Raw genomic sequence first — 26,087 nt, 5'->3', positions numbered from 1 at the left:
CGGCATAGCGGGGCACCCCGGCTTGCGGCACGCGATTTGGCCTCATGTCACCGCCGCAAGATGACTCGGCGCATTGCCCTGCGATGGCTCGTCGAGCAGGGCCATCGCGGCATCGACACCGCCGGCGCGATGCGGCACGCCGGCCGCGCGCAGCCCCATCTCGACACCGCTCAGCGCAGCAATCAAGGTCAGCGCGTTGCACTCGCCGAGATGGCCGATGCGGAACACCTTGCCCGCGACCTTGGACAGGCCCGAGCCGAGCGACATGTTGTACTTATCGAGCACGACCTGGCGGAACTGATCGGCGTCATGGCCCGGCGGCATGAGCACGGCGGTCAGCACCGGCGAAAAATCCTTTGGCTCCTGGCACAGCACCTCGAGGCCCCAATGCTCGACCGCGGCGCGGGTCGCGGCCGCAAGGCGCTGGTGGCGCGCGAACACCTGATCGAGCCCCTCCTCGAGCAGCACGGCAATCGCTTCGCGCAGGCCATAGAGCAGGTTCGTCGCCGGGGTATAGGGGAAGAAGCCATTCGCGTTCAGCTTCAGCATGTCCTCCCAGTCCCAGAACGAGCGCGGCATCTTGTTGCCCTTGGCAACAAGGCGCGCCTGGTCCGAGATGGCGTTGAAGCCGAGCCCCGGCGGCAGCATGAAACCCTTCTGCGAGCAGGATACGGCGACATCAACCTTCCACTCGTCGAAGCGGAAGTCGGCCGAGGCGAGACCAGAGATGGTGTCGACCATCAGCAGCGCCGGATGTTTGGCGCGGTCCATGGCGGCGCGCACCTCGCCGACCCGGCTGGTCGCGCCGGTCGAGGTCTCGTTGTGCACGACCATCACCGCCTTGAGCCGATGGGCGGCATCGGCGACCAGCTTCTCCTCGATGACGGCGGGATCGACGCCACGGCGCCAGTCGCCGGGAATGAAGTCGACCTCGATGCCCCACCGCGCCGCCATCTGCCGCCACAGCGTGGCGAAATGGCCGGTCTCGACCATCAGCACCCTGTCGCCCGGCGACAAAGTGTTGACGATGGCGGCCTCCCAGGCGCCGGTGCCCGAGGACGGATAGATGACCACCGGGCTCGTGGTCTTGAAGATCGTCTGCGAGCCGCTGAGCACGGCCCTCCCCAGCTCGGCGAACTCGGCGCTGCGGTGATCGATCACCGGCATGTCCATGGCCCGCAGCACCCGCTCGGGCACCGGACTTGGGCCCGGAATATGCAGGAAATGACGGCCTTGGGGACGGGTCACGGCAGAACTCCAGGGAGACGACGGCATTCTGGCACCCATGATTGCATTCAATTTCTTGACGTGCAAGAGCTTAAACGCATTCACGGATGAGGTCGACCACATCTGTAACTACCGCTACAATGGGTAAGATGAATTCCACGATTCCCGATATCGAGACGCCACCCTTGGCTGGGCCAAGCGGTCGATCCGTGCCCGCGCGGGACGAGACCTCGCTGCATGACGAGATCCTGGCACGGCTGCGCGACTACATCGTCGAGGGCCACGTCGCCGACGGTGGACGCCTGTCCGAGCGCCAGCTTTGCGAAATGCTGGGGGTATCCCGCACGCCCTTGCGCGAAGCGCTGAAGGTGCTCGCAGCCGAAGGGCTGGTCGAGCTACTGCCCAATCGCGGCGCCCGGGTGCGCCCTCTCAGCGCCGCCGACATCCATGAATTGTTCGACCTGATGGGAGGCCTGGAAGGCCTCGCCGGGCGCCTCGCCTGCGAGAAGATTTCGGATGAAGCGATCGCGGAAATCGAGCAATTTCATCACGATATGTACGGGTTCTACATGCGGCAGGACATGCAGGGCTATTTCCGCATGAACCAGTTGATCCACCGCGCGATCGTCGACGCCGCCGCCAATGCCACCCTTCATGCGACCTATGAGAGCTTGGCGGGCCGCATCCGCCGGGTGCGCTTCTCCGCCAATTTCGCCCGCAAGCGCGAGCGCTGGAGCGAGGCCATGCGCGAGCATGAGCTGATCCTCGATGCGCTGCGCCGCCGCGCCGGAAGCGAGCTGTCGGACATCCTGTTCCAGCATCTGCGCAACAAGGGCGCGGCTGCGATCGCCTACTTCGCAGAGGGCCAGCCGCCGCTGGCGGGAGCCAAGCCGGACAAGGTCGAATAACGCCCGGGATTGCGCAAATTTGCATGCAATCAGATTGACGCATTTGCGGAAATGAATGACACCGGGCGGAACAGCGCCCGCCGGACGACAGCCGGGCCCGACCAGGGATCACCATGCCGAACGCCAAAGCCGGTCCGTCCAGGCTCGAACAGAAGCTCCGCGCCGAGATCACGGGCAACGTCTTCTTCGACCGCTTCAACCGCGGCCGCTACGCCACCGACGCCTCGTTCTACCAGGTCATCCCGGCGGGCGTGGTCGTGCCGCGCACGATGGACGAGGCGCTGCTTGCGCTCGCCATCGCCCGCGACGACGGCCGCATCGTCACGCCCCGCGGCGGCGGCACCTCGCAATGCGGCCAGACCGTCAACGAGGGGATCGTCGTCGATTTTTCCAAGCACCTGAACCGCATCGTCTCGCTCGATGTCGAGGCCCGGACCTGCGTGGTCGAGCCGGGCATCGTGCTCGACGATCTCAACCGCCAGCTCAGGAAGCACGGCCTGTGGTTTCCGGTCGACGTCTCCACGGCGTCGCGCGCCACGATCGGCGGCATGGCCGGCAACAATTCCTGCGGCGGCCGCTCGCTGCGCTACGGCACCATGCGCGACAACACCATCGCGATCGACGCCGCGCTGGCCGACGGCACGCTGGCGCGTTTCGGCGAGGTGCCGCGCGACCTTGGTGACGTCAGCGCGCCCGACGGCGCCCGCGCGCTGTTCCGCGACATGCTGGCGCTGGGAGAGCGCGAGGCGGCCGAGATCGCCGACAAGTTTCCCAAGGTGCAGCGCCGCGTCGGCGGCTACAATCTCGACGCGCTGACGCCGCGCAACGCCGCCAACAACATGGCCCACCTGCTGGTCGGCTCGGAAGGCACGCTCGCGTTCTCCACCCGGATCGAGCTCAAGCTGTGGCCGCTGATCCGCACCAAAGTGCTCGGAGTCTGCCATTTCGGGAGCTTCTATCAGGCGATGGATGCGGCCCAGCATCTGGTGAAGTTGAAGCCGATCGCCGTCGAGCTGGTCGACCGCACCATGATCGGGCTGGGCCGCGACATCGCGATGTTCCAGCCGGTGATCGCGGCCGCCGTGCGGGGCGATCCCGACGCGATCCTGGTGATGGAGTTCGCCGAGGAGACCAAGGACGAGAATCTCGCCAAGCTCAAACAGCTCTCCGAGCTGATGGGCGACCTCGGCTTCTCCTGGAGCAACGAGATAAGCAAATGGGGTGGCGTGGTCGAGATCACCGAGCCCGCGCTGCAGACCGCCGTCGCCGACTTCCGCGCCGCCGGCCTCAACGTGATGATGTCGATGAAGGAGGCCGGCAAGCCGGTGTCGTTCGTCGAGGACTGCGCGGTGCCGCTGCCGCATCTCGCCGACTACACCGCGCGCCTCAACGAGGTCTTCGCCAGGCACGGCACGCGCGGCACGATGTATGCGCATGCCTCCGAAGGCTGCCTGCATGTCCGTCCGGTGCTGAACCTGAAGCTCGAGAAGGACGTGAAGGCGATGCGCGCGATCGCCGAGGAAACGTTCGCCATGGTGCGCGAGTACAAGGGCTCGCATTCCGGCGAGCATGGCGACGGCATCGTGCGCTCGGAATTCCATGAGCAGATGTTCGGCAGCCGCATCGTCGCCGACTTCAAGGAAGTGAAGCGGCGCTTCGACCCGGCGAACGTGCTCAATCCCGGCCGCATCGTCGATCCGCCCAGGATCGACGACCGCTCGCTGTTCCGCTATCCGCCGGACTACCGCGTCGACGACATCAAGACAGTACTCGACTGGTCGGCCTATCCCGGCGCCGCCGGCGGTTTCCAGGGCGCGGTCGAGATGTGCAACAACAACGGCGCCTGCCGCAAGCTCGACGGCGGCGTGATGTGCCCGTCCTACCGCGCCACCCGCGACGAGAAGGATGTCACGCGCGGCCGCGCCAACACCTTGCGACTCGCGATTTCCGGCCAGCTCGGTCCCGGCGCGCTGTCGTCCGACGAGATGATGGAGACGCTGAAGCTCTGCGTGTCCTGCAAGGCCTGCCGCCGCGAGTGCCCGACCGGCGTCGACATGGCCAAGATGAAGATCGAGGTGCTGGCGGCCCGCGCGACCACGCATGGCCTCACCTTGCGCGACCGGCTCGTCGCCTATCTGCCGCGCTATGCCGATATGGCTGCCCGCTTCGCGCCGCTCGTGAACCTGCGCAATCACGTCGCGCCCCTGCGCGCACTGATGGAGCGCGTCGCGGGCATCAGCGCCAGGCGCAAGCTGCCGGCGTTCCGCAGCGACACCTTCCGTGTCGACGCCGACGCGTTCGGTCCGGCTGATGGCCGCGAGGTCGTGCTGTTCGGCGACACCTTCAACCGCGTCTACGAGCGCGAAAACCTCGACGCCGCGCTGCGCGTGCTGATCGCCGGCGGCTATCGCGTGCATGTGCCGAAGCCGACGGATGGTGGCCGCCCGCTGTGCTGCGGCCGCACTTTTCTCTCCGCCGGCCTCGTCGGCGAAGCCAAGTCCGAGCTGCAGCGCCTGGTCGAAACCTACGCGCCGTTCGCATCGCGCGGCGTGCCGATCATCGGCCTGGAACCGAGCTGCCTGCTGACGCTCCGCGACGAGCTGCTGTCGCTGCGCAACGACGCGACCGCGAAAACGATCAGCGCACATGCGCTGCTGCTGGAGGAGTTTCTGGCGCGCGAGGCCGAGAGCGGCCGGCTCGCGCTGCCGCTCGCCCCCCTGCCCGGCAAGGCGCTGCTGCACGGCCATTGCCACCAAAAGTCCTTCGCCGCCTTCAAGCCGGTCGAGCAGGTGCTGCGGCTCATTCCGGAGCTCGAGATCGAGACCATCGAATCCTCCTGCTGCGGCATGGCCGGCGCCTTCGGCTACGGCGCGGAGACCTACGAGGTCTCGCTGCAAATGGCGGAAGCGTCGCTGCTACCAGCCGTGCGCAAGGCTGACGGCACGACCTTCATCGTCGCCGACGGCACCTCCTGCCGTCACCAGATCCAGGACGGCGCCGATCGAAGCGCCGTGCACGCCGCGCAACTCCTGGCGATGAGCCTGGAGCGAGGGCGCGCATCAACGTAGTTCGTAAGTGGGCAAAGCGAAGCGTGCCCACCACAGACCTTCCGCTTCGCCAGATGGTGGCACGCTCCGCTTTGCCACCCTACGCAGCTTCGTTTGAGTTAATGACACAGGGACTAACAGACATGGCCGATCTCACGCTCGACACCGCCCGCAAGATCCTCGATGCCACCCTCGCCAAAGGCCTCGAAAAGAAGCTCAAGCCGCTCGCCGTGATGGTGCTCGACGCGCGCGGCTGCCTGAAGGCCGCCGCCGCACAGGACGGCACCAGCCTGATGCGGGCCGAGGTCGCGCACGGCAAGGCTTATGGGGCGCTCGCGCTCGGCCTCGGCTCCCGCGCCCTGTTCCAGCGCGCGCAGGAGCAGGCCTATTTCATCGACGCCGTGAACACGCTGGCCCAGGGCCGCATGGTCCCGGTGCCCGGCGGCGTGCTGATCATGGACGGCACCACGCTCGTCGGCGCCGTCGGCGTCTCCGGCGATACCTCCGATAATGACGAGATCTGCGCGGTCGCCGGCATCGAAGCCGCCGGCCTCAAGGCCAATGCGGGCTGAGCTCGGTCGCACCAGCAGCTCTCCGGGAGTTCTTCCGTTCCACGGTCTCGAGGGGGCTGGCCTGCCCTCTCGGAGCTCGGTGGATCGCGCGTCGAACTCCCCGGCTCTGTCAAAAGCTGACGGAGAATTCATTCGGCCGGCTTGACCGGCCCGAAACATTGCCGGCCGCCGCACGTTTGTACCAAGGGGCGCGTGGAGAAACCGGACATGCCTCGCAGACGAACTCGCACCATCATCATCACTGGCGCCTCCGCAGGCGTCGGCCGTGCCATCGCGAAGCGTTTCGGCGAGGCCGGCGATCGCATCGGCCTGATCGCGCGCGACGAGGAAGCGCTGCGCGACGTCCAGCGCGAGCTGCAGGCGCGGTTTGCCCATGCCGAATACGAGGCCGTCGATGTCGCCGATGCGCAGGCCCTGTTCGACGCGGCCGAGCGGCTCGAGCAGCGCCTGGGTCCGGTCGACATCTGGATCAATGACGCCATGGAGACGGTGTTCTCGACCGTAGCGGACATCACGCCGGAAGAATTCCGCCGCGTCACCGAGGTCACCTATCTCGGCTTCGTGCACGGCACGATGGCGGCGCTGCGCTCGATGCGCCGGCGCAGCGAAGGCCGCATCATCCAGATCGGCTCGGCGCTCGCCTATCGCGGCATTCCGCTGCAGGCGGCCTATTGCGGCGCCAAACATGCGATCCGGGGCTTCACCGACTCGCTGCGTGCCGAGCTGATGCACGAGCGCTCGGGCATCACGCTCAGCATCGTCGATCTGCCCGCGGTGAACACACCGCAATTCGACTGGGCCCGCGCGCACCTTGCGCATACGCCACGCCCGATGGGCCGGCCGGTGGAGCCCGAGGTGATCGCGGACGCCGTCTATCGCGTTGCCGACGGCGGCTTCCGCGAATATTGGATCGGCTGGCCGACACTGCTCACGATCCTCGGTAACGCCGTCGCGCCGGCTTTGCTCGACCGCTACCTCGCAGCCAAGGCGATCGCCGGGCAACAGACCGATGTGCCGCTGGTGCCCGACCGCACCGACAATCTCGATCACCCGGTGACGCGCCTGCACCGCACCCGCGGTTCGTTCAGCCGCGGCGCGGCCCAGCAGACCCTGCTGGTGCCCGGTGATGTCGCGCGCGCGATGACGGTCGCGCTCGGCGCCGCGGTCTTTATTGCGTTGGGAGCGGCAATGAGCCGGCGGCGCTGGCGATGAGCCGCGACGCTGCCCTTGCGCGACACCGGCAAGATGCGCTTCTCTGCAACGCGGCTTCCACTCGGGCTCGGGGCGCCTCCATGACCATCGAGAGCATCAGCGCGATTACTATCGCCACCCACGACATGGCGCGCGCCGTCACTTTCTATCGCGCGCTCGGCTTTGACGACGTTGCTCATGGCGGCGCCCACACACCGTTCACGAGTTTCAGGGTCGGCTCCGGCTTTCTCAACCTGATCGCCATGCCCAAGGACAAGCAATGGAGCTGGTGGGGCCGCATCATCTTCCATGTCACCGACGTCGACGCCGTCTACGCGAAGGCGCTCGGCGCCGGCTTCACGCCCTCGACCGAGCCGCGCGACGCCGAGTGGGGTGAGCGCTATTTCCACCTCACCGATCCCGATGGTCATGAATTGAGCTTCGCGCGGCCGCTGGGCTAACCGAGCTCGAAGGTGGTGACTCCGAACACCCGCTCGATCCGCAGCGGCGGGATCGGCCCGGTGTACATCCGCGCGGTCTCGAACACCGGCACGAGGCCGAGGCCGTCTGCGAGCGCCACCGCCGCGGAATTGATCGCGGGCCCGTCGAGGAACACCTCGGCTTCGCCGGCCGTGCTCAACAGAGCCGCGATTACGGCCTCGGCATCATCGCGCCTCTCGGCAACCAGCGGACCGATCTTGTAGCCGATGCGGCACGGACGGATCACACCCCAGGCGGCTAGCGTATCATCGCGGATCAGCGCACGCCCGGCATGTCCAGGCGCCTCGATCCACGCCTGCAGGAACGCTCGCCGGGGCGCCGGAAACACCGTCGCGTCGGCGGCTTCGATCTCGGCGAGCGGTACGCCTGCCAGGGCGACGATGTCAGAATGAACCGCCGCCGGCAGTGGCATCGCAAGCCTGCCGCCGTAACGCACATTGGCGTAGGCATAGCTGAAGCCGGATCTCCGGTAGTTGTCCTGCTGCGCGACCACGCCGTCGAGGCCGACCACGCGCGCCCCGGCATGCGCCATCGCCGCCTGCCAGAGCCGTAGCCCGTGACCGTGCCCGCGGAAGTCGGGTCGGACGATGTAGAAGCCGAGAAAGGCGAAGCGGTCGTCGTAGTTCACGCAGGACACGGTTGCGATCGGCACGCCCTCACGCTCGGCAATCAGAAAGCCGCCCGCATCGACCACGGCGAAGCAGGCCGCATCCGACAGGCCGGGGTTCCAGCCCTCGGCCGCCGCCCAGCCGACCGCCAGCGAAATCTCGTCTGGACGCATCGAACGGATGTGCAGGCCGTCAGCGTTGGGATGTCCTGCCGATCGCGTCATGTTCTTCTCAATCCGAATGCCGCAGCATCCATCAATCATGACGCCGTGCGACGCTCGGAGCAACCTACGTAGCCAATCCTGCTGTAAGGTTTCAGTCGCAAACGAAGATCATCCAAGCTCATTGTTCATCTGCGGAAAGGACAGGACCGGGCAACACGCGAAAGTGTGCTGCGCAGTCGCGGACCAATCGTAGGCACGTCTCGATGAGCTGCTGAATCGCCTCGGGCATCCGCTCCGGATATCTTTTTCCGGATAGAGCTAGAATTGAATTTTGATGTGCCCCTCGACCGAGTGATCCTGGGTGCTCGTCGAAAGATTGCCGCGATAGGACAATCCTATGACGGTATTCGCGCTTGTGCGCAGATCCAGTGCGGTCTGCACCAGGGCGGCATCCCGGGCGAGCGGCACTCCGGCGATGTCGAATCGAGCGCCCGTGCTTCTGAAAAGCAGGTAGTCTTCCGGACTAAGCTGGCCGAACCCGTGTTGCCAAGCGAGCGATGCTGAAGGTTTGAGCGCCATTCCGCCCGACAATGCAATCACCGCCGACGCGCGCGCCCCGATCGCGGTATACCCCACGTCCTCCTCGCGCGCTGCGGCGGAAAGTGCGGCAACGTCACCGACCTCATCGAAGCCGTTGGTATGGAGATGGATCCAGGACCAACCTGTGAATGGCTCCACAACAGCATTTGCGAGGTTCAGCTCATACCCAATCTCACCAAACAATTGTGAGCTGAACGCGCCATAACGCCCGGTCGCCCGTTCGAGAAAACCAGGATAGCTGATCGAGCGAGCGCTCCCAATCGTGATGACACTCAGAAGGGCTCCCGAGCGGACGTTCCAGGCACCCACGCCCAATCCTGTATAGACGCCGAAAAATGCGCTATCGATATCGGCCGAGCTCGCACGGGCATCGATGCTCATCCTCGAATTGGTGTAGCCGAGTGCGACGCCTGCCCGCCAGTTGTCGCCCAGCCGCCCGTCTACTCCGCTGAAGAAGCCGCTCAGGAGTCTGCTCATACCAGCAGCACTCCCGTCACCATGAACCGTGCCCCAAGCCCCCACTCCCTGAGCCCACCAGGCAATATTCCGCGATGTGGATGCGTTGGCCGACAAAGGAATGCTGCCAGCGCGGAAAATGTGCCTGCCCGTATCGGCATAGGCCAGGTGCTTCGGCGAGGATCGATCGGCATCACCGTAGATCACGGCCGGACCTTCGGAGCCAAAACTCGCAAAGGCCCCAAAACGGTCCTCAAACGACGTTTGACGCAAGCGACCGAGGATGGCGTCCCGGGCGTAATGACCGTCTTCAACGATGGACGTGCGTGCGCTGGCATGAAGTTCGCCCGATAGCGCGTCGAACGCCTGCTGCGCGCCGGCCGCCGTCTGGAAGATCACGCTACCGAAAAGCCGGCTGTCCGGCGAGCTTTGCTGGAGAGCGGTGGCTACGGCCAGCTGGTTTGCCGTTCGCGCGACGCTCGGAAAGAAGGTCGACTGGGTCAGCGAGAGGAACACGTTGTGGGCATCATAAGTCAGGCTGGGAAACAGGAACGCAGAGTTGCTGCTCACCCCAGAGAAGGCACCAATGACGCCATCGGTGGCATTGAGAATATTGTAGGTCGTACGGAAGCCATAGGCACCGCTTTGCGGCAGGACAACAACATTGCCATTGAGTCTCGCCGTGCCGGTCGCCACGATCCGGTCTGCGGCCCCGGTCGTGTTGGTCTCGACTTCGTAGGCGGAGCCAGGGGCGAAGGATAGGTCGCCGGAGACATTAAGCGTCCCGATCGAATTGCCTGGCGCAACGACTCCGCTGCTCGCAACACCGAGCCCCCCGATCGTGCCATTGCCCGTGAGCCGGGCCCCGGAGTTGACGAACACGGTCGATGCAAGCGTCCCCGTGACGTCCAGTATCCCGCCGTTGACGAACGTCGGGCCGGTATAGCTGCTGTCCCCGCTCAGGACGAGCGTGCCACTGCCGTTCTGCTCGAGGGTACCAGAGCCCGAGATCGTTCCACCGAAGGTGTAATTGTCGGAATGATTGAAGGCCAAGATTCCATTGTTGATCACGTCGCCGACGATCGAGCCGCTGGTGCCGCCATTCCCGAGTTGCAGCGTGCCGGCGCTGACGGTGGTGCCGCCGGTATAAGTGTTCGCGCCAGAGAAGATGGTCGTGCCGGAGCCAAGCTGTTGGAATGTCCCGGTGCCGGAAATGATGCCACCGAACGTGTAGCTGTCGGAACGATTGATCGCGAAGATGCCATTGTCGTTGACGTTGCCGCCAATCGAACCGCCGCTGCCGCCATTCCCGAGTTGCAGTGCGCCACTGTTCACCGTGATCGAGGTGTTTGGCATGCTTCCGTCGACCTCGAGCAGGCCGCCATTCACGGCAAAGCTGGAGATGAGCGGAGTGGTGCCCGTAAGCGTCCAGTGGCTGCTGCCTTCCTTGAGAAACGTCCCGAAGCCCTGGTATTGCAGGCCTGCACCGACAGTTGCGACGTTGAAGCTCGCTGTACCAGTGCCGCCTAGTGCAAGGGTGTCGCTGCCGCCGCCGAAGACGTTGCCGTTGATCACAGCGGTTGGATGAAGCTCAAGCCGGTTCGCCGAACCATGAAATCGCACCGCGCCGCCTGCACCGCCGTTTAGCGTGCCGGCCACAGTGAGAGTCGTGGGGCTTACGACGAGGCTCGATGTATCAATGGCGAAACCAGCCGCCCCCGTACCATTCGAGGTCACGTGGCTTCCGGCACCGATCGCAATCGCAATCGATCCGCTCGTTCCGCTTCTGGCATATATGCCCGTCGTATTGGTTCCTGTGACGTCGCCAGCGACGGTAATCTCTACGGCGCCATTGCCATCGCTCCGCGCAAATATGCCACTCTCCTGGCCGCTCACGGCGGTTCCGGCGGTCGTGGTCACCGTGACATCCGCGTTCCCTCTCGCGAGAAGGGCGACATCGCTGCCGGTCGTGCCGGCGGCCGTGACGTCACCATTGACGGTTACGGTCGTCGATCCAGTGCCGTAGTTGCGGCTCAGAATTCCATAGCGCGCGCCACTAACGTTGGAGCCCGCGCCGGTTGTCACGGTCAGATCAGTGCCGAAATTGATCGCCACGATTCCCCGCGATACCGCGGTTGTGCCCGTGCTGACGACGTCGCCATTGGTCGTGATATTGAGCGCGCCGGTGCCCTGGTTGCGGCCCCGAATGCCGTAGTTGAGGGCGGTGATGTCGCCGTTGGTATTGACCGTGATGCTGCCCGGAACGCTGGCCGTTGTCGTCATATTGAGTCCGTTACCGGCGCTCGCGGTAAACGGAGAGGAGTTCGTATCGGTGTATGAAAGGTCGCCAGCGCCGGTGATCGTGAGGGCATTCGCGGAAACGGTCGTAATACGGAATCCTGATAGCGCAGTCACGTGCGCGTTGGCGCCCGAAATCGTCTGGGCGGTGCTGGCCCCCGAGCATTCCCAATTGGAACCGCCCACATTGGCGCAAGCAGAGTAGGCCCGGCGGCTATAGCCGGAAACAGCACCCACCAGCATCGAAGACGACAGCACCAGCTGCCGGCATAGAGACCTGTCGGACAAGCGCCCCCTCCTTGGGCTGGGAAATTCAACCTTTATATGTCAAAAATCACTCGACAACCAGGAGATGCCGCACTTCGATCACAAAGTCGTAGGTCGATCCCGTCTTTCGAGGCGCTCTCCTGGGCCGCGCTGAAGAGGCGCGGCCTCTTGTCGGGTCCACCGCCGTTTGGGGAAGCATCCATGTGCTGTCGTGACGATGTGCCGACATTCGAATCAAACGAGATTTTGCCCGCCGATCAAACTGGCCTGCGCCTTCCCGCGGAACAGGTCGGCCAAGCCGGCGGGGAGGCGCTTCGGTACTCCATGTCCCCCGGACTGCCCGAGTTTCTTGGTTCTCAGCGCATCGCCATCGTGGGTTCGTCCTATCAATCCGGCAAACTCTATTTCCTCGGTCAGAACGTCGATGGCGGGCTCTTGGTCCACGAGCGCCTCTTTCACAAGGCTATGGGACTCTGCGTCGTGGACAGAGACACGATCCTGCTCGCCACGATGTTCCAAATCCTGAAATTCAGGAACGTGCTTGCGCCCGGCCAGCGGATCAACGATCTGCACGATGCCTGTTATGTCCCGCGCCAGATATTCACCACCGGCGAGCTCGATGTTCACGACGTCGGGGTGCTGAGCGATGGCCGCATCGTCTTCGTCAACACGCTTTACAATTGTCTTGCTTCAATATCGGAACGGCACAGCTTCACGCCGCTGTGGAAGCCTTCATTCATTTCGAAGATCGTCAAGGAGGACCGATGTCACCTGAACGGACTTGCCATCGAAGACGGCACCCCTCGCTACGTTACCGCGATCAGCAAATCGGATACCGTCGATGGCTGGCGCGACCGTCGCTCCGACGGCGGCATCGTCGTCGACGTGCACTCCAACGAGATAGTGATCGGCGGTCTCTCGATGCCTCATTCCCCCCGACTCTATCGCGGGAGATTGTGGGTGCTTAACTCGGGCACAGGGGAGATCGGGTGGATCGCGCATTCAGCAGCCGGCGCGACGTTCCAGGTTTTGGCCTTCTGTCCCGGCTTCGTGCGCGGGCTCGCGTTTTTCGGCAACCATGCCTTCGTTGGCTTGTCGAAACCTCGCTATGAGCGGTTCGAGGGTCTCGCACTGGATCGCCGGTTAGCCGAAACCGATTCCGAACCGTGGTGCGGAATTCAATTGATCAATCTCGATACCGGTGTCTGCGAAAACTGGTTTCGGATCGACGGGGCGGTAACCGAATTCTACGATCTGGGCGTGGTGGCAGACGTGGTGCGCCCCATGGCGATCGGCTTCGCCAACAACGAGATCCTTGATCTCGTCACCCATGATCCGATGGATGCCGCTCAGAGCGCTTGGCCTGTGCAGAAACGAGCGCCGGGACTGGGGTCCCCGTCGCGGGCGTAGAGTTGCACGCTAGCCGAGGAACAAGTGCTCCTCAAAGACGGCAGGCCGCACGCACGTGACGGTGACCAGAAAGCCCGGGGCACCAGAGAGATCACGTATAAGCCGATTCACCTGCCCTGCGCCCTCTTCATCTCTGAGTGCTGAGACCAGAACGGGACTCGGGCGCACGGCGCCGCGAGATTGCTGACGAATATATTCTGTTGCTTGACGATGGCGACGATGTTGAGAACACGCGCACGTCTCCACCAGCGTTATTCCGGACCGCGCCTGCAACGCGTGGGCACGGAATCCATAACCGCCATCGGGAGTATGGATTCCGGGCTCGCCCTACGCGCGCCCCGGAATGACGACCTCATCATACGAGCGAAATCATTTCCCCGGCCACACCGGCTTGCGCTTCTCGGCAAATGCCTTCAGGCCTTCCTTGGCGTCTTCGGTCATCGCGAGCAGCGCAATCTGGCTTTCGAGATAGGCGATGGACTCGTCGAACGACATCGAGGCGATGGCGCGCATGGCGTATTTGCCGCGGCGGATGGCTGTCGGCGACTTGTCGACGAGACGGCCGATCAGCCAGTCGATCTTGCCGTCGAGCTCGGCGGCGGGAACGACGTGGTTGAGCAGCCCGGCGGCCTGCGCGACCTTGGCGTCGAACGGCTCGCCCGTGAGCGCCCATTCGTTGACGAGACGCGGCGGCGCGATGCTCTGCAAGAGGCTCAGGACCTGCATCGGGAACACGCCGACCTTCACCTCCGGAAGGCCGAAGAGGACGTGGTCGGCCGCGACCGCCATGTCGGTCATGCACAGCAGGCCCATGCCGCCGGCCATGCAGACGCCGCCGACCCGCGCGATCGCCGGCTTGGTGGCATTCTGCGACAGCCTGAGCAGATCGGCATAGTCGACATTGGGACGGGAGAAATCCATCGCGAACGCCGCGCCGGAGTTCTGCAGGTCGGCGCCCGCGCAGAACGCCTTGTCGCCCGCCCCCGTCAGCACGATCACGCGCACCCCGGGATCGTCATGCGCCTGGCGATAGCCGCGCGAGATGCCGGCGATGACGTCGCCATTCAGCGCGTTGCGCTTCTCCGGACGATTGATGGTGATCCAGAGGGCCTGCCCGCGCTTGTCGAGAATCACGCTGTCGTCGGTCATCGCCTTGCCTGTCGCTTGCTGTCGGATGCGAGATTGTCGCGGGATAGCCGCGAGGAGCAAGGAAAACTTGCGTCAGGAGGCCGCGCGGCGGCCGATCTCATCGATGACGCCGCGCAGCAGCGGACGCGCAGGCTCGAACTGGCCGGTACGCAGGAACGCGATGGTCTGCCGGAACGACGTCGGATGCACCAGCAGTCCCACGTGCGAGGCCTTGACGGTCGTGTAGTCCGTCATCCCGACGAGCTTGCAGCTCTCGACCGAGACGCGGCCGTCGTTCGGCCATGGCAGCAGGAACAGCCCGGCGATCGGGTCGAGGAAACGGTTGCCGGCGATCACGCCGATCTCGTAGTCGGCGGCCGGCAAGGAGGCGAGCGTGACGTCTTTCGTGGTCACCAGTTGCAGGCCTGCCGGCCCGAAATAGGCGCGATACAGCCCGACGTTCTGCAGCCGGTCGGCGAGCTCGCTGCCGCCATTGGGCGTTCCCAGCATGACGACACGGCCGAGCCGCGCCGGCCGATGCTTCGCGATCGCGACCCGTGCCAGCAGCCCGCCCATCGAGTGGGTGACGAAATGGACCGGACCGTCGATCCCGGCGGCGAAATCGGCGATCGCCGGGCGGATGTCGTCAGCAAGAAACTCGAGCGGCTTCTTGCGGCTCTCATAGTCGAGGTTCAGCGTCGCAAAACCTGCGCGCTGCAACCGCTTTTCCAGCGGACGCAGCATCAATGACCGGCCGGCGATGCCATGCAGCAGCACAACCCCCGCATCGCGGGGGCCACTGTGCTGAGAACGCCGGCGCAGCGATGCGATCACGCGACTTCCCGCTCCTCCGGCTCGCGCTCCGTCGTAGCGGTTGCCGCACTCGCCTCGGCAAGCGCCTTGGCGCCGACATAGTCGGTCTTGCCCGAGCCGAGCAGCGGGATCTTGTCGACCACCATCACGACGGCCGGCACCGCAAGCTCCGGCGCGCCTTGCGCCTTGGCCTGACGCTGTATCGCGGAGCGTTCGGCATCCTTCTGCGTCGTGATCAGCACGATGCGCTCGCCCTTGCGCTGGTCGGGGATCGACACCGCGACCGAGGCTGCCTGCGGCCACAAAGCCGCGGCGATCTGCTCGACCACCGTCAGCGACACCATCTCGCCGGCGATCTTGGCAAAGCGCTTGGCGCGGCCCTTGATCGTGATGAAGCCCTGCGCGTCGATGGTGACGATGTCGCCGGTGTCGTGCCAGCCCTCCGGCAGTGCCTCGAGCACGCCGGGATTTTCGGCCCTGACATAGCCGAGCATGACGTTGGGGCCGCGGACCGAAAGCCGTCCGCCCTCCTCGATGCCCGGCACCTTGTCGAGCCGATACTCCATCAGCGGCGACAGGCGGCCGACGGTGCCGACACGGTTGGCCATCGGCGTGTTCATCGCCAGCACCGGCGCGGTCTCGGTGACGCCATAGCCTTCGAGAACGCGGATGCCATAACGCTCCATGTAGATCTGCCGTGTCCGATCCTTGACCGGCTCGGCGCCGGCAATGACCAGCCGCAGGGTGCGGAAATCGTAGGCATGAGCGGAGCGCGCGTAGCCGGTCAGGAAGGTGTCGGTGCCGAACAAGATCGTGGCGCCGGTCTGGTAGATCAGTTCGGGCACGATCCGGTAATGCAGCGGCGACGGGTACATGTAGATCGGGATGCCCGCCAACATGGGCATCATCATGCCGCCAGTGAGGCCGAAGGAGTGAAAGACCGGCAAAACATTAAACACAAGATCGTTAGCGTTGGCATCGACCCTCGCCAATGCCTGCGCGGCATTCGCGAGAATGTTGCGATGGGACAGGACGACGCCCTTCGGGGTGCCTTCGGAGCCGGACGTGAACAGAATCACCGCCGGATGGTCGGCATTGCGGGCGACGCGCGGCTTGGTGCCGTCGATCATCCCCTTGATCTTGTCGGCCAGGCTGACGGAGGCCTTGACGTCCTCGAGATAGACCAGGCGGGCCTGTCCTTCGATCGCCGCGATCAGCTTGTCGAGCTTGCCCTTCTCGATGAAGGCCCGCGACGTCAGAACGGTCGTGACCTGCGCCGCCTTCATTGCCGCCAGCACATTCACCGGGCCGGCGGAGAAATTCAGCATTGCCGGCACGCGGCCGATCGACTGCAGCGCCATGAACACCACGGCGACGCCGGCGGAGTTCGGCAGCAACAGGCCGATGTTCTCGCCCACCATCGTGCCCTGCTCGAGCTTGCGGCTGAGCACCTGCGAGCCGAGCAGCAGCTTGCGATAGGTCAGCTTGGTGCCGAGCGGATCCTCGATCATCACCTTGCCGGTGTCGTGGTCGCGATGGGCATGGGCGAGCGCCTCGAACAGCGTCCGATCCAGCATGGCGTTCTTGACCATGGCGTCGATCATCACGTCCTGCAGCGCCGCGCCGGCCGCATTGCGGCGGGTCTTGCCCTTGAGAGCCGCATCGATGGTGAGCTTCACCGGCGGCAGGATCGTCACCGTCACCTTGGGAAACCAGGAGCGCTTGATCTGGCCATCCTTGAGATAGCTGAGATGCGAGCGCTGCGCGCCCTCGATGCGAACGGGCACCACGATGGCGTCGGCCTTGTCGGCGATCATTGCGGTGCCGTCATAGACCTTCATCAGCGAGCCCGACACCGTGATGCGGCCCTCGGGGAAGATCACCACCGGCTCCTGGCTGGCGACCAGCTTGATCAGGTCGCGAGCACCGAGCGGCTTGGTCGGGTCGATCGTGATGTGGCTCACCAGCTTCAGGAAGACCTTCGCCCACCAGGCCTTGGAGATCCCGGTGTCCACGGCGAAGGTCGCATCAATCGGAAGCACCGCGTGTAGCAGCGGACCGTCGATCAGGCTGACATGGTTCGGCGCGATCAGCATGCGGGTGCCGGCTGGCGGCAGGTTCTCCAGGCCGCGCACTTCGGTGCGGAACAGAGCACGGAACAGCATCGCGCCGAAATCGCGCACGCCCTCCCTGCCCCATTTGTTGAGCACGAACCAGACGGCGCCGAAGCTGGCCAGAGCCAGACCGAAGAAGATCCAGGCGATCGAGACGCCCGCGGCCTGCAGGCCGGCTACGCCCAGCGAGCCGACCACCATGAAGGCGGCCTGCAGCACATTGCCGGCAGCGATGACCCGGGCGCGCTCGGTCGGCTCCGACCAGGCCTGCACGGCGGCGAACGCCGGAACCACGAACAGGCCGCCGCCAAAGGCGAAAACGGCGAAATCGATCAGCATGCGCGCGCCCGCCCAAGAGCCGACGAAGGCGAGCGGCGTGAGGCCCTTTGCGGCCTCGGTCGTCCCGATCGCCCAGGACAGATCGAGGCCGAGCACGCCCATGAGGATGGCGCCGATCGGCACCAGCGCGAGATTCGGCCTGACGTGGCTGAGATGCGCTGCGAACAGCGAGCCGATGGCAATGCCAATCGCGAAGATGGCGAGGCACAGAGTGACCACGCCCTCGGTGCCGCCGACGACATCCTTGACCAGCGCCGGCAGCAGCGACAGCACGACGGCGCCGACCAGCCAGAACCAGGACACGATCACCATGCCGTCCCACAGCCGCGGCGCGGCGTACAGCGACTTGAGAAGGTGCGAGGTCGAGGTCCAGGGATTGGCCGTGATGCGCAGATCGGGGGCCGACGGCGACGTGTGCGGAATGCGCGAGGCCGACGCCCAGGAGATCAACGCGAGGCCGATGACGGCGAGAGCGACCCATCCCATGTGCGACGAGCCGGAGACGAGCTGGCCGCCGGCGATGGTGCCGATCAGGATGGCCATGAAGGTCGCGCCTTCGACCAGCGCGTTGCCGGTTGCGAGCTCACCGACCGTCAGTTGATCCGGCAGCATGGCGTATTTCACGGGACCGAACAGCGCGGCAATGACACCGAACATGCCGAGGGCGACGAACAGCAGCGGGATCGAATGCAGAAAGAAGCCCAGCGCCGCAAAGGTTGCGGCGAAGATCTCCGCGAATTTGAGCCGGCGCGCCACGATTCCCTTAACATATCGATCCGCCAGCTCGCCGCCGAGCCCGGACAGGATGAAGAACGGAAAGATGAAGACGGCGCCCGCCACGGTCACAAGCGCGTCGCCATGCGTTGCCACGGCGCCATAGAGCAGCATGATGACCAGCGCATTCTTCAGGACGTTGTCGTTCAGCGCCGAGGAGAATTGAGCCCAGAACAGCGGGGCAAAACGGCGCGACGACATCAACTGCTTGATCATGATCGATTCCTGATGTGCTGCAGCGGCTTGGCCGCAAGGATCGCAAGAGTCTTGAAGGTTGGTGATGAAATGAGGCGGAGCCGGCGATGCATCCCGTTAGACGCGGTCATGCGGTTAGGCGTTCTGTTGTTGGTCGCCGACCAGGATGGAAAATAGCGCGAAGGTCGTGTGCAAAAGGCTTATCCAGACCGATGGCAACGGGACGGAGGGGGTGGGACGCGAGGACATGGTGACCGCTTCGTTGCGCATCAGATCGGGATTTGAGACGAGGTCAGGTCAGTTCGCTCAGGTAGTGGAAGCAGCCGAACAGGCCGCCACGGCGCAGCCGGTGCCCTTCGCGCCCGGCGGCACGAAACAGACGTTGTCCCGCCAGCCGCCTCGTTCGCCGCGCAGCCAGCAGACCGGCAACATCACAAGCATTTGCGATCCGCTCGACGCGCGCCGTCCAAAGGTGAGACGCGAACCGCGCGAGACCGTTCAGTCCTGTCGGCGCATTGGTCGAAAAAAAATGGGGAGCGCGAGAGTCGAGAACCTGCATGAGACTTCTCCATATTTTGAGCAACGCTCAAAATATATATCGCGCTTTTGAGCGCCGCTCAAGAAGAGAATGTAAAACGTCAAAGAAGGGTAAAATGATCCTGCGAGGCGCCGCCCCTCGGCGTGAGGGGCAATTAGGGCCCTCGAATCAGAAGGGATTTTCGATAACTCGGCTTGCCCCAGTGGGTCAGCCTGCCGATTTGCGCAGCCAGACCTTGTTGTCGTGGAAGGCCGCGCCCCCGATCGGGGCGACGGTGTCGGCGGCGGTGAGCACGTTGATGCCGCGTCCCCCGACATGGGCGCGATTGGGATGGATCGATTCGGCGATCAACACTCCGCGCCGGACTCCGTCGAACAGCCGGGCCGCAAGCGAGGTCTGTCCGCGCTCATTGCCGAGCGTGACGATGTCGCCGTCGACGATGCCGAGCGGGGCTGCATCCAGCGGATGGATCATGACGGAGGGGGCCCCTTCCCGCGCCTGCGACGATGGCGTCTCGTTGAAGGAGGTGTTGAGGAACGAGCGTGCGGGACTGGTTGCAAGCCGGAACGGATGCTGCTGATCGACCTCTTCGGTCGCCGCCCAATGGTCGGGCAATGACGGCATGCGCTCCGGATTTCCCATGACGCGTCCGAATGGCGGATGAGCCCAGTCGGCCTTGAAGTGGAATTTGCCGTCCCTGTGCGCGAAGCCGTCGAGATAGTGCGACGTGCGGAAGTCCGGCTGAAGGTCACGCCAGACATCGGCCTCGAGCCCGGCGATATCGCCATGGCCGCTCTTCTTCAACGTCGCATCGATCAGCTCGCGCGGCGACATCTCGAAGCCCGGATGCACAGCCCGCAGCCGCCGCGCCAGGCCTTGCAGCACCTCGTGGTTGGAGCGGCACTCACCCGGTGGATCAATCAGCTTCGGTCCGACCGAGATGTGCTGATGGCCGCCGCCGTAATAGAGATCGTCATGCTCCATGAACATCGTGGCGGGCAGCACGATGTCCGCCATCTGCGCCGTCTCGGTCATGAACTGCTCGTGGACGGCGACGAAAAGGTCTTCGCGCGCAAATCCGTTGCGAACCAGCTCCTGCTCGGGCGCCACCGTCATCGGGTTGGTGTTCTGGATCAGCATCGCCTTGACTGGCGGGCCTCCACAGAGGGCCACCGCGTCTCCCGTCAGGATGCGCCCGATCTGGGACTGATCGAGGAAGCGGGTGGAATGATCCACGGCGTCATGGCCCTCGATGATCGACTCATCGAAGTGCCAAAGCGCGGCGTTGTTGAAGAAGGCCCCGCCTCCTTCGTACTGCCAGGCGCCCGTCACCGCGGGAATGCAGGATGCCGCATGCATCTGCGTGGCACCGTTCCTGCTACGGGTGAAGCCGTAACCCAGCCGGAAGAAGGTGCGCTTCGTCTCTCCGACCAGACGGGCGAACGCCTCGATCTCGGCCACGGGAACGCCAGAGATTTGCGATGCCCATTGCGGCGTCCGCGTCTGCAGATGCGCTTCGAGTTCCGCAGGGCAGTCCGTGTACTTCTCCATATAGGCGCGGTCGGCAAAGCCGTCGCGAAACAGCACGTGCATCACGCCGCAGGCAAAGGCGCCGTCGGTGCCCGGGCGCAGGATGATCTTGATGTCGGCCTGCTTCATCGTCTCATTGTCGTAGACATCGATCGCGGCGATCTTGGCGCCCCGCTCTTTTCGGGCGCGCGCGGCATGAGTCATGACATTGACCTGCGTGTTCACCGGGTTCGTGCCCCAGATCACGACCAGGTCCGAGAGCGCCATTTCCCGCGGATCGACGCCGGCGATCTTCCCGGTGCCGATGGCAAAGCCGATACGCGCGACATTGGCGCAGATCGTCGAGTAGAATCGCGAATACTTCTTCACATGGGTGAGACGATTGAGGCCGTCGCGCATCACGAGACCCATCGTGCCCGCGTAATAATACGGCCATACCGACTGAGCGCCAAAATCCCGCTCCGCCTGGAGAAACCGCTCCGCGATCTCGTCCAATGCCTCGTCCCAGGAGATGCGTGCAAAATGCCCTGATCCTTTCGGACCGACGCGACGCATCGGATGCATCAGCCTTTCAGGATGATGAATCCGCTCGGCATATCTCGCGACCTTGGCGCAAACCACGCCAGCCGTATAGGTCTGCCGTTTCGAGCCGCGAACGCGACCGACCGTCTTCCGATCGAGCACTTCGACGTCGAGCGCGCAGGCGGACGGACAATCGTGCGGGCAGGTGGAATGGCGGATATCGACGCGGGTCTGCTGGTTCATGCCCGATTGGTAGCATCAAAGAATGCATCCGCCGAGAGCATTCGCGAGGCATTCGCATGAACAAGATTCGTACGTGTCTGCATCACCGCAGATCTGGTTCTGGACGCGGACAAGTCGCCGCCGACGACGGCTGATCCGCCGTTAGGGGCGAGATGAAGACGGCAAGAAAAGACGATAGGCTTTGTTGCGTGCTCGTGTTTGCTGCCTGCGACGGTCTACATCGCAGCGCACCATCACGAGCCCTCAGCTGACGGCAATTTCGATTGCAAAGCGATTTTCATATATTAATATATCAGTTGAGGAAACGAAAATGTCCGGTCGCCCCCCGAGGAAATTGGCCGCAGCGCCACGGCCCGTGGTGGCCCGCATGCGCCGCAATGGTCGCCCCCGCGGCGCGACAGCAGCGTCACGCATCTACACCGATCTCAGGTCGGAACTCGTGTCGCTCGTGCGCCTGCCGGGCGAACCGATTTCGGAAGCGCAGATCGCGACGGCCTATGGCGTCAGCAGGACACCGGTCCGCGAGGCCATTCTGAAGCTCTCGGACGAAGGGCTGGTCGAGATCTTTCCGCAGTCCGGCATCTTCGTCTCGCGCATTCCGGTCGCAGCACTCCCCGAGACCATCATCATCCGAAAGTCTCTCGAAGAGACCACCGCACGGATGGCGGCCGAGCATGCAACATCGAGCCAGTTGCTCAACCTGCATGCGACCCTCGAACGTCAGCGCGAGGCCTGCGCCGCAAAGGATCGCGAAGCCTTCCACCAGGCCGACGAGATGTTTCACGCTGGCATCGCCGAGGTCGCCGGCTATCCCGGTATCTGGAAGCTGATCGTTCAGGTCAAGGTTCACGTCGACCGCTATCGCCGCCTGACCTTGCCGCAGATCGGACGGATGGCCGAAGTGATCGCAGAGCACGAACCAATCCTTCAGGCCATCGAACGGCGCGATCCGGATCGTGCCCGGGCTGCCATGGCGAGTCATCTGGAACGCCTGCTCGACGACATCTCTGAAATTCAGACCAAGAATCCAGAGTATTTCGATCAACCAAGCTAGCGAGATGATCGCATCGAACCTTGCGGCGACACGATCACTTCGGCGGAGAGACGCCATGAAAAGACGCGATTTCATCAGACTGAGCGTGGGCTTTGCGGGCGTTGCAACGCTGCCGCCGATCTCGGCCGCCCTTGCGCAATCGAAGGCGGTGTTCAAGGCATCCGACGTTCAGCCGCCGGGGTATCCGACGGTTGCAGCAACAGAAAACCTCGGCAAGAAGCTTGCGGCGGCAACCAGCGGCAGGCTGTCGATCCAGATGTATCCGTCCGCTCAGCTCGGCGGCGAGAAAGAGACCATCGAGCAGACCCAGATCGGGGCGATCCAGATGCTGCGGGTCAGCACCGGCGCGCTCGGCCCGATCGTCGATGACGTCAACGTCGTCAACATGCCCTTCCTGTTCAAGAGCATCGAACATTCGGAAAAGATGATGGACGGTCCGATCGGTCAGGACCTTCTGGACCGCGTCAGCGCCAATGCCAGCGCAAATCTCGTCGCGCTCTGCTGGATGAATTCGGGTGCGCGCAGCATCTACAATACCAAGAAGCCCATCAGGACGGTGGAGGACGTGAAGGGGCTGAAGATTCGCGTGATCGGCAATCCCATCTTCATCGACATGATGAACGCGCTCGGCGGCAACGGCGTCGCGATGGGGTACGATCAGGTCTTCAGCGCGCTGCAGACCGGCGTGATCGACGGGGCCGAGAACAATCTACCGAGCTACGTCTTCAGCAATCACTACACGGCCGCGAAGTACTATTCGCTCACCCAGCATCTTGTCATTCCAGAAGTCCTCGCGTTCTCGAAGCGCGCCTGGGCGAACCTGTCGACCGACGACCAGACCTTGATCAAGAAGTTCGCACGCGAAGCACAGATGGAGGAGCGCGAACTCTGGAAGGTCTACGAGCGGGAAGCGATGGAGAAGGCCAGGGCCGCCGGCTCCGAAATCGTCGAAATCGCCGACAAGGCGCCGTTCCAGAAGGCCGTAAAGCCGGTCTGGGACAAATACGGTCCGAAGCACCAAGAACTGATTAAGCGCATTCAGGACATCGCGTAGACCGCGCGCTCGGTTCGGACGATCGGGAGGCTTACGATGGCCGGACTCCATCTCCGGCGATGGATGCGCTGCATCTCGCCTGCGTCATCGCGGGCGTGACGGCGCTCGTGCTGATCTCAGCCCTCATCCTTTGGGCGGTCTTCACGCGCCTACGTCCTGAACAGCGCGACCTTCTGGCCCGAACCGATGGCCGTCCTGTTGTACTGGCGCCACCAAGCCACAACGCCGTCCTGTACTCGCTCGCGACCGGTGGGGCGTTCTCGATCAGCGCGCTGCTCATGGCGGGTATATTCCCGGGACTGCTGCTCGGCTTCTCGCGGATCCTGCTCTGTACCGTGTTCGCCTATCGCGAAGACCATCCCCACAGCCGGCAGGTTCCAGCCAAGGATGCGGTCAAGATCACGATCGATCGCTGGCCGGATGCGGCCATCATCGGTTCAGCAGGACGCCGGAAAATGCTTCTCGGCCCCTACTCGTCCTCGTCTTGACCGGTCTCTGCCAATCCGCGTAGCGGCTCGGGATTCAGAAGAACGATCGCCCCGTGCTCGAGGCGGACCCAGTCCCGCGCGGCCCACGCACGCAATTGCTTGTTGATGCTCTCCCGCGTCATGCCGACCATTTCGCTGATCTCCTGCTGAGTGATGGCAATGGTGCGGCTCGCGGCATCCAGCTTGCGCTTGTCGGTCAGGCCGAGCAGTGCACTGGCAAGGCGGCGAGGAAGATCCTGAAGGATGACCTGCTCGACCTGGTCGCTGGTCCAGCGCAGCCGATCGCAAAGCAGCTCGATGAATTTCATTGCCAGCACCGGTTGGCTCTTCACGAACGGCAGGAATTCGCGCCGATCGATGACCAGTATCTCGCAATTCGTGTTGGCCGTTGCATCGGCTGTGCGTTCTCGTCCGTCGAGCACGGCGACCTCGCCGAATATCTCACCCGCGCTGATCAGGTTCAGGATGGCATTGCGGCCGTCGGGCGACGAGACACTGATTTTGACGGTGCCACTGATCACGGCATATAAGCTCGAGCCAGGATCGCCTTTTGAGAAGATGGTTGCACCGCGCTTGAGCGATGTCGGCTTGGCGTAGCGGCAGAGCTGATCGACCGCATCAGCCTCGAGCTCACGAAAAATCGGATGCTGACGCAGCACCGACAGTTTGCCGTTATTGGTAGGTCGGACGCTCGCCCGCTTTTCCTCAGTCACACCGCATCTCCCAGGCGTCCGAATACCGCCGCCCAAGGGAAATGTCCAAAGCTGGTGGCCAAGGCCCCGCGGATATCAGGGGACTATGGACACGCCTACAGCCACCAGCAAAAACGATCCCTCGGACTTGCGACCACCGATCCTCGATTTCATTGCATCTCGGAATACGGCAGATCGGCGGATTGTCCAGGAAAATGCGGCGAACGCTCAACGGCGAAGCCATGTGCCAATCGACGCCGGAGGCGTTTACGCCGCCGGGACGGGCCCTGCATACATTGTGCAACGCGTGAGAGTCGTCCAGCCGCCCCGTCGGACCGGCAGCGCTACTCTTCTGAGCGCAAGATGCCGCAGCCCAAGGGCAGCCTGTACCTCACACCCGATGCCTTGTCTGTGAATCAGCCCAAAGCAGGACCGCAGCGAACCCGACAAAAACCCCCACAACTGCAAAGCTGACCATCATAGCGTCCAGCGGCATGTCTCTCTCCCCCTGTTCGAGTTTGAGACACAGTTCCCTATCGGCTGCGCGACAGTCCTTGATCCAGATCAATGCAATACGGATTTCGCCCGCGATGTCAGGCAGCAGCCATTGCTTCAGCTCGCGCCGAGTCCCGAAGCGAGACGCCCCCGGGCAGGATCGCGATGATGCCCTCCCGTTCGAGCTTCGTGAACGTTCGACTGACGGTCTCGATGGTGAGCCCGAGATAGTCGGCGATATCCTGCCGACTCATCGGCAACGGTACCATGTTAGAGGCCCCCCGAAGCTCCACCAGCCGATCCCTCCAGCCAACGAGGAATGTCGCGACCTTCTCCTCGGCTGATCGGCGTCCGAGAAGTACCATGTGATCACGCGCCTGATTCAGCTCCTGCACGGCCAGTTCGTTCATCCGGCGCAGCAGATTCGGCTTGTCCTCGGCAAAGCGTCCGAACGGTCCCTTCGCGAACTGGCAGACGGTGACGGGACCGATCGCGTCAGCCGAAAATCCGTGCCGTTCCTCCGTCGTCATGCCGACGAAGTCGCCGGGCAGCGCAAATCCGACGATCTGCCTGCGTCCGTCGGGGAGAAGCTTGTAGAGCCTCATGACCCCATCCAATAAATTGTAGAAGCAGGACGACGTATCTTCTTGCGCGAAAACCGTCTCGCAGGTCGCAAAATGGGCTCGGCGGCTGAGGTGCTCGAATTCGCGCATCTCAAACTGGTCGAGCGACGCACAGACACTGAATCCCCGCACGGCACAATCGGCACAGGCCTGCCCGTGGAAATCGATTGCAACAAGAGACGTCTTCATACGAGGGCTCCGGTGGGCCAAGCGCAAAGCGAATGGTTGCATTCTAA

General features: G+C 63.9%; 19 protein-coding genes. 9 read left to right on the top strand and 10 right to left on the bottom strand.

All coding sequences use genetic code 11. The annotated features are described in order from the left end of the window. Positions 1-42: 42 nt before the first annotated feature. On the bottom strand, positions 43-1,248 hold the full coding sequence (locus tag QX010_RS14160) for an alanine--glyoxylate aminotransferase family protein (protein WP_316180068.1): 1,206 nt from the start codon (positions 1,246-1,248) through the stop codon (positions 43-45). 128 nt (positions 1,249-1,376) lie between these two features. On the opposite strand from QX010_RS14160, the gene QX010_RS14155 reads away from it, so the two are divergent. From QX010_RS14155 to QX010_RS14135, 5 genes are all read left to right on the top strand, one after another. Beyond that, positions 1,377-2,135 (top strand): GntR family transcriptional regulator, encoded by a 759-nt coding sequence (locus tag QX010_RS14155; protein ID WP_316180066.1) that lies wholly within the window; start codon positions 1,377-1,379, stop codon positions 2,133-2,135. 113 nt (positions 2,136-2,248) lie between these two features. Then, positions 2,249-5,203 carry an FAD-binding and (Fe-S)-binding domain-containing protein gene (locus QX010_RS14150; protein ID WP_316180064.1) on the top strand — a complete coding sequence of 985 codons (2,955 nt, stop codon included), beginning with the start codon at positions 2,249-2,251 and terminating at the stop codon, positions 5,201-5,203. A gap of 122 nt (positions 5,204-5,325) precedes the next feature. Continuing rightward, positions 5,326-5,754, top strand: coding sequence for a GlcG/HbpS family heme-binding protein (locus QX010_RS14145; RefSeq protein ID WP_316180062.1), 429 nt, complete (start codon positions 5,326-5,328; stop codon positions 5,752-5,754). Positions 5,755-5,961: 207 nt separating this feature from the next. Beyond that, positions 5,962-6,966 carry an SDR family oxidoreductase gene (locus QX010_RS14140; RefSeq protein WP_315803574.1) on the top strand — a complete coding sequence of 335 codons (1,005 nt, stop codon included), beginning with the start codon at positions 5,962-5,964 and terminating at the stop codon, positions 6,964-6,966. An 80-nt stretch (positions 6,967-7,046) separates the two neighbouring features. Further along, the gene (locus QX010_RS14135) at positions 7,047-7,406 is read left to right on the top strand and encodes a VOC family protein (protein WP_316180060.1); all 360 of its coding nucleotides are present in this window, start codon (positions 7,047-7,049) and stop codon (positions 7,404-7,406) included. Here QX010_RS14135 and QX010_RS14130 read toward each other — a convergent pair. Then, positions 7,403-8,278, bottom strand: coding sequence for a GNAT family N-acetyltransferase (locus QX010_RS14130; protein WP_316180057.1), 876 nt, complete (start codon positions 8,276-8,278; stop codon positions 7,403-7,405). The genes QX010_RS14135 and QX010_RS14130 overlap by 4 nt on opposite strands. Before the next feature lie 258 nt (positions 8,279-8,536). Beyond that, a complete protein-coding gene (locus tag QX010_RS14125) occupies positions 8,537-11,860 on the bottom strand; it encodes an autotransporter domain-containing protein (protein ID WP_316180056.1) in 3,324 nt (1,107 codons plus the stop codon). A gap of 180 nt (positions 11,861-12,040) precedes the next feature. Between QX010_RS14125 and QX010_RS14120 the strand changes: the two genes are divergently transcribed. Next, on the top strand, positions 12,041-13,249 hold the full coding sequence (locus QX010_RS14120) for a TIGR03032 family protein (protein ID WP_316180054.1): 1,209 nt from the start codon (positions 12,041-12,043) through the stop codon (positions 13,247-13,249). A 369-nt stretch (positions 13,250-13,618) separates the two neighbouring features. Here QX010_RS14120 and QX010_RS14115 read toward each other — a convergent pair whose 3' ends face one another. From QX010_RS14115 to QX010_RS14095, 5 genes are all read right to left on the bottom strand, one after another. Next, positions 13,619-14,398: an enoyl-CoA hydratase/isomerase family protein gene (locus QX010_RS14115; protein WP_315803578.1), complete on the bottom strand. Its 780-nt coding sequence runs from the start codon at positions 14,396-14,398 to the stop codon at positions 13,619-13,621. Between the two features lie 72 nt (positions 14,399-14,470). Further along, a complete protein-coding gene (locus tag QX010_RS14110; RefSeq protein ID WP_315803791.1) occupies positions 14,471-15,208 on the bottom strand; it encodes an esterase/lipase family protein in 738 nt (245 codons plus the stop codon). After that, on the bottom strand, positions 15,208-18,633 hold the full coding sequence (locus QX010_RS14105) for an acyl-[ACP]--phospholipid O-acyltransferase (RefSeq protein ID WP_316180052.1): 3,426 nt from the start codon (positions 18,631-18,633) through the stop codon (positions 15,208-15,210). Before QX010_RS14105 ends, QX010_RS14110 begins: the two co-directional genes overlap by 1 nt. 271 nt (positions 18,634-18,904) lie before the next feature. Next, on the bottom strand, positions 18,905-19,171 hold the full coding sequence (locus QX010_RS14100) for a hypothetical protein (protein WP_316180050.1): 267 nt from the start codon (positions 19,169-19,171) through the stop codon (positions 18,905-18,907). Between the two features lie 186 nt (positions 19,172-19,357). Beyond that, on the bottom strand, positions 19,358-21,445 hold the full coding sequence (locus QX010_RS14095) for a molybdopterin oxidoreductase family protein (protein WP_316180049.1): 2,088 nt from the start codon (positions 21,443-21,445) through the stop codon (positions 19,358-19,360). A gap of 367 nt (positions 21,446-21,812) precedes the next feature. Between QX010_RS14095 and QX010_RS14090 the strand changes: the two genes are divergently transcribed. From QX010_RS14090 to QX010_RS14080, 3 genes are read left to right on the top strand one after another with little or no spacing between them, the layout of a single operon-like run. Beyond that, positions 21,813-22,499: a GntR family transcriptional regulator gene (locus QX010_RS14090; RefSeq protein ID WP_316180167.1), complete on the top strand. Its 687-nt coding sequence runs from the start codon at positions 21,813-21,815 to the stop codon at positions 22,497-22,499. Between the two features lie 55 nt (positions 22,500-22,554). After that, positions 22,555-23,553, top strand: coding sequence for a TRAP transporter substrate-binding protein (locus tag QX010_RS14085; RefSeq protein ID WP_316180048.1), 999 nt, complete (start codon positions 22,555-22,557; stop codon positions 23,551-23,553). 59 nt (positions 23,554-23,612) lie between these two features. Then, positions 23,613-24,041, top strand: coding sequence for a TRAP transporter large permease subunit (locus QX010_RS14080; protein WP_316180047.1), 429 nt, complete (start codon positions 23,613-23,615; stop codon positions 24,039-24,041). Here the strand turns inward: QX010_RS14080 and QX010_RS14075 are convergent. Together QX010_RS14075 and QX010_RS14070 are read right to left on the bottom strand one after the other, a co-directional pair. Beyond that, positions 24,023-24,754: a Crp/Fnr family transcriptional regulator gene (locus QX010_RS14075; protein WP_315803585.1), complete on the bottom strand. Its 732-nt coding sequence runs from the start codon at positions 24,752-24,754 to the stop codon at positions 24,023-24,025. The two genes, QX010_RS14080 and QX010_RS14075, sit on opposite strands and share 19 nt — an antisense overlap. Before the next feature lie 572 nt (positions 24,755-25,326). Then, complete coding sequence (locus tag QX010_RS14070) at positions 25,327-26,040, bottom strand: helix-turn-helix domain-containing protein (protein ID WP_315803586.1); 714 nt, start codon at positions 26,038-26,040, stop codon at positions 25,327-25,329. Between the last annotated feature and the right edge of the window lie 47 nt (positions 26,041-26,087).

It is taken from the genome of Bradyrhizobium sp. SZCCHNRI1009, assembly GCF_032487575.1.
Lineage (GTDB): Bacteria > Pseudomonadota > Alphaproteobacteria > Rhizobiales > Xanthobacteraceae > Bradyrhizobium.
This window is presented reverse-complemented; position numbering and strand designations above follow the sequence as displayed.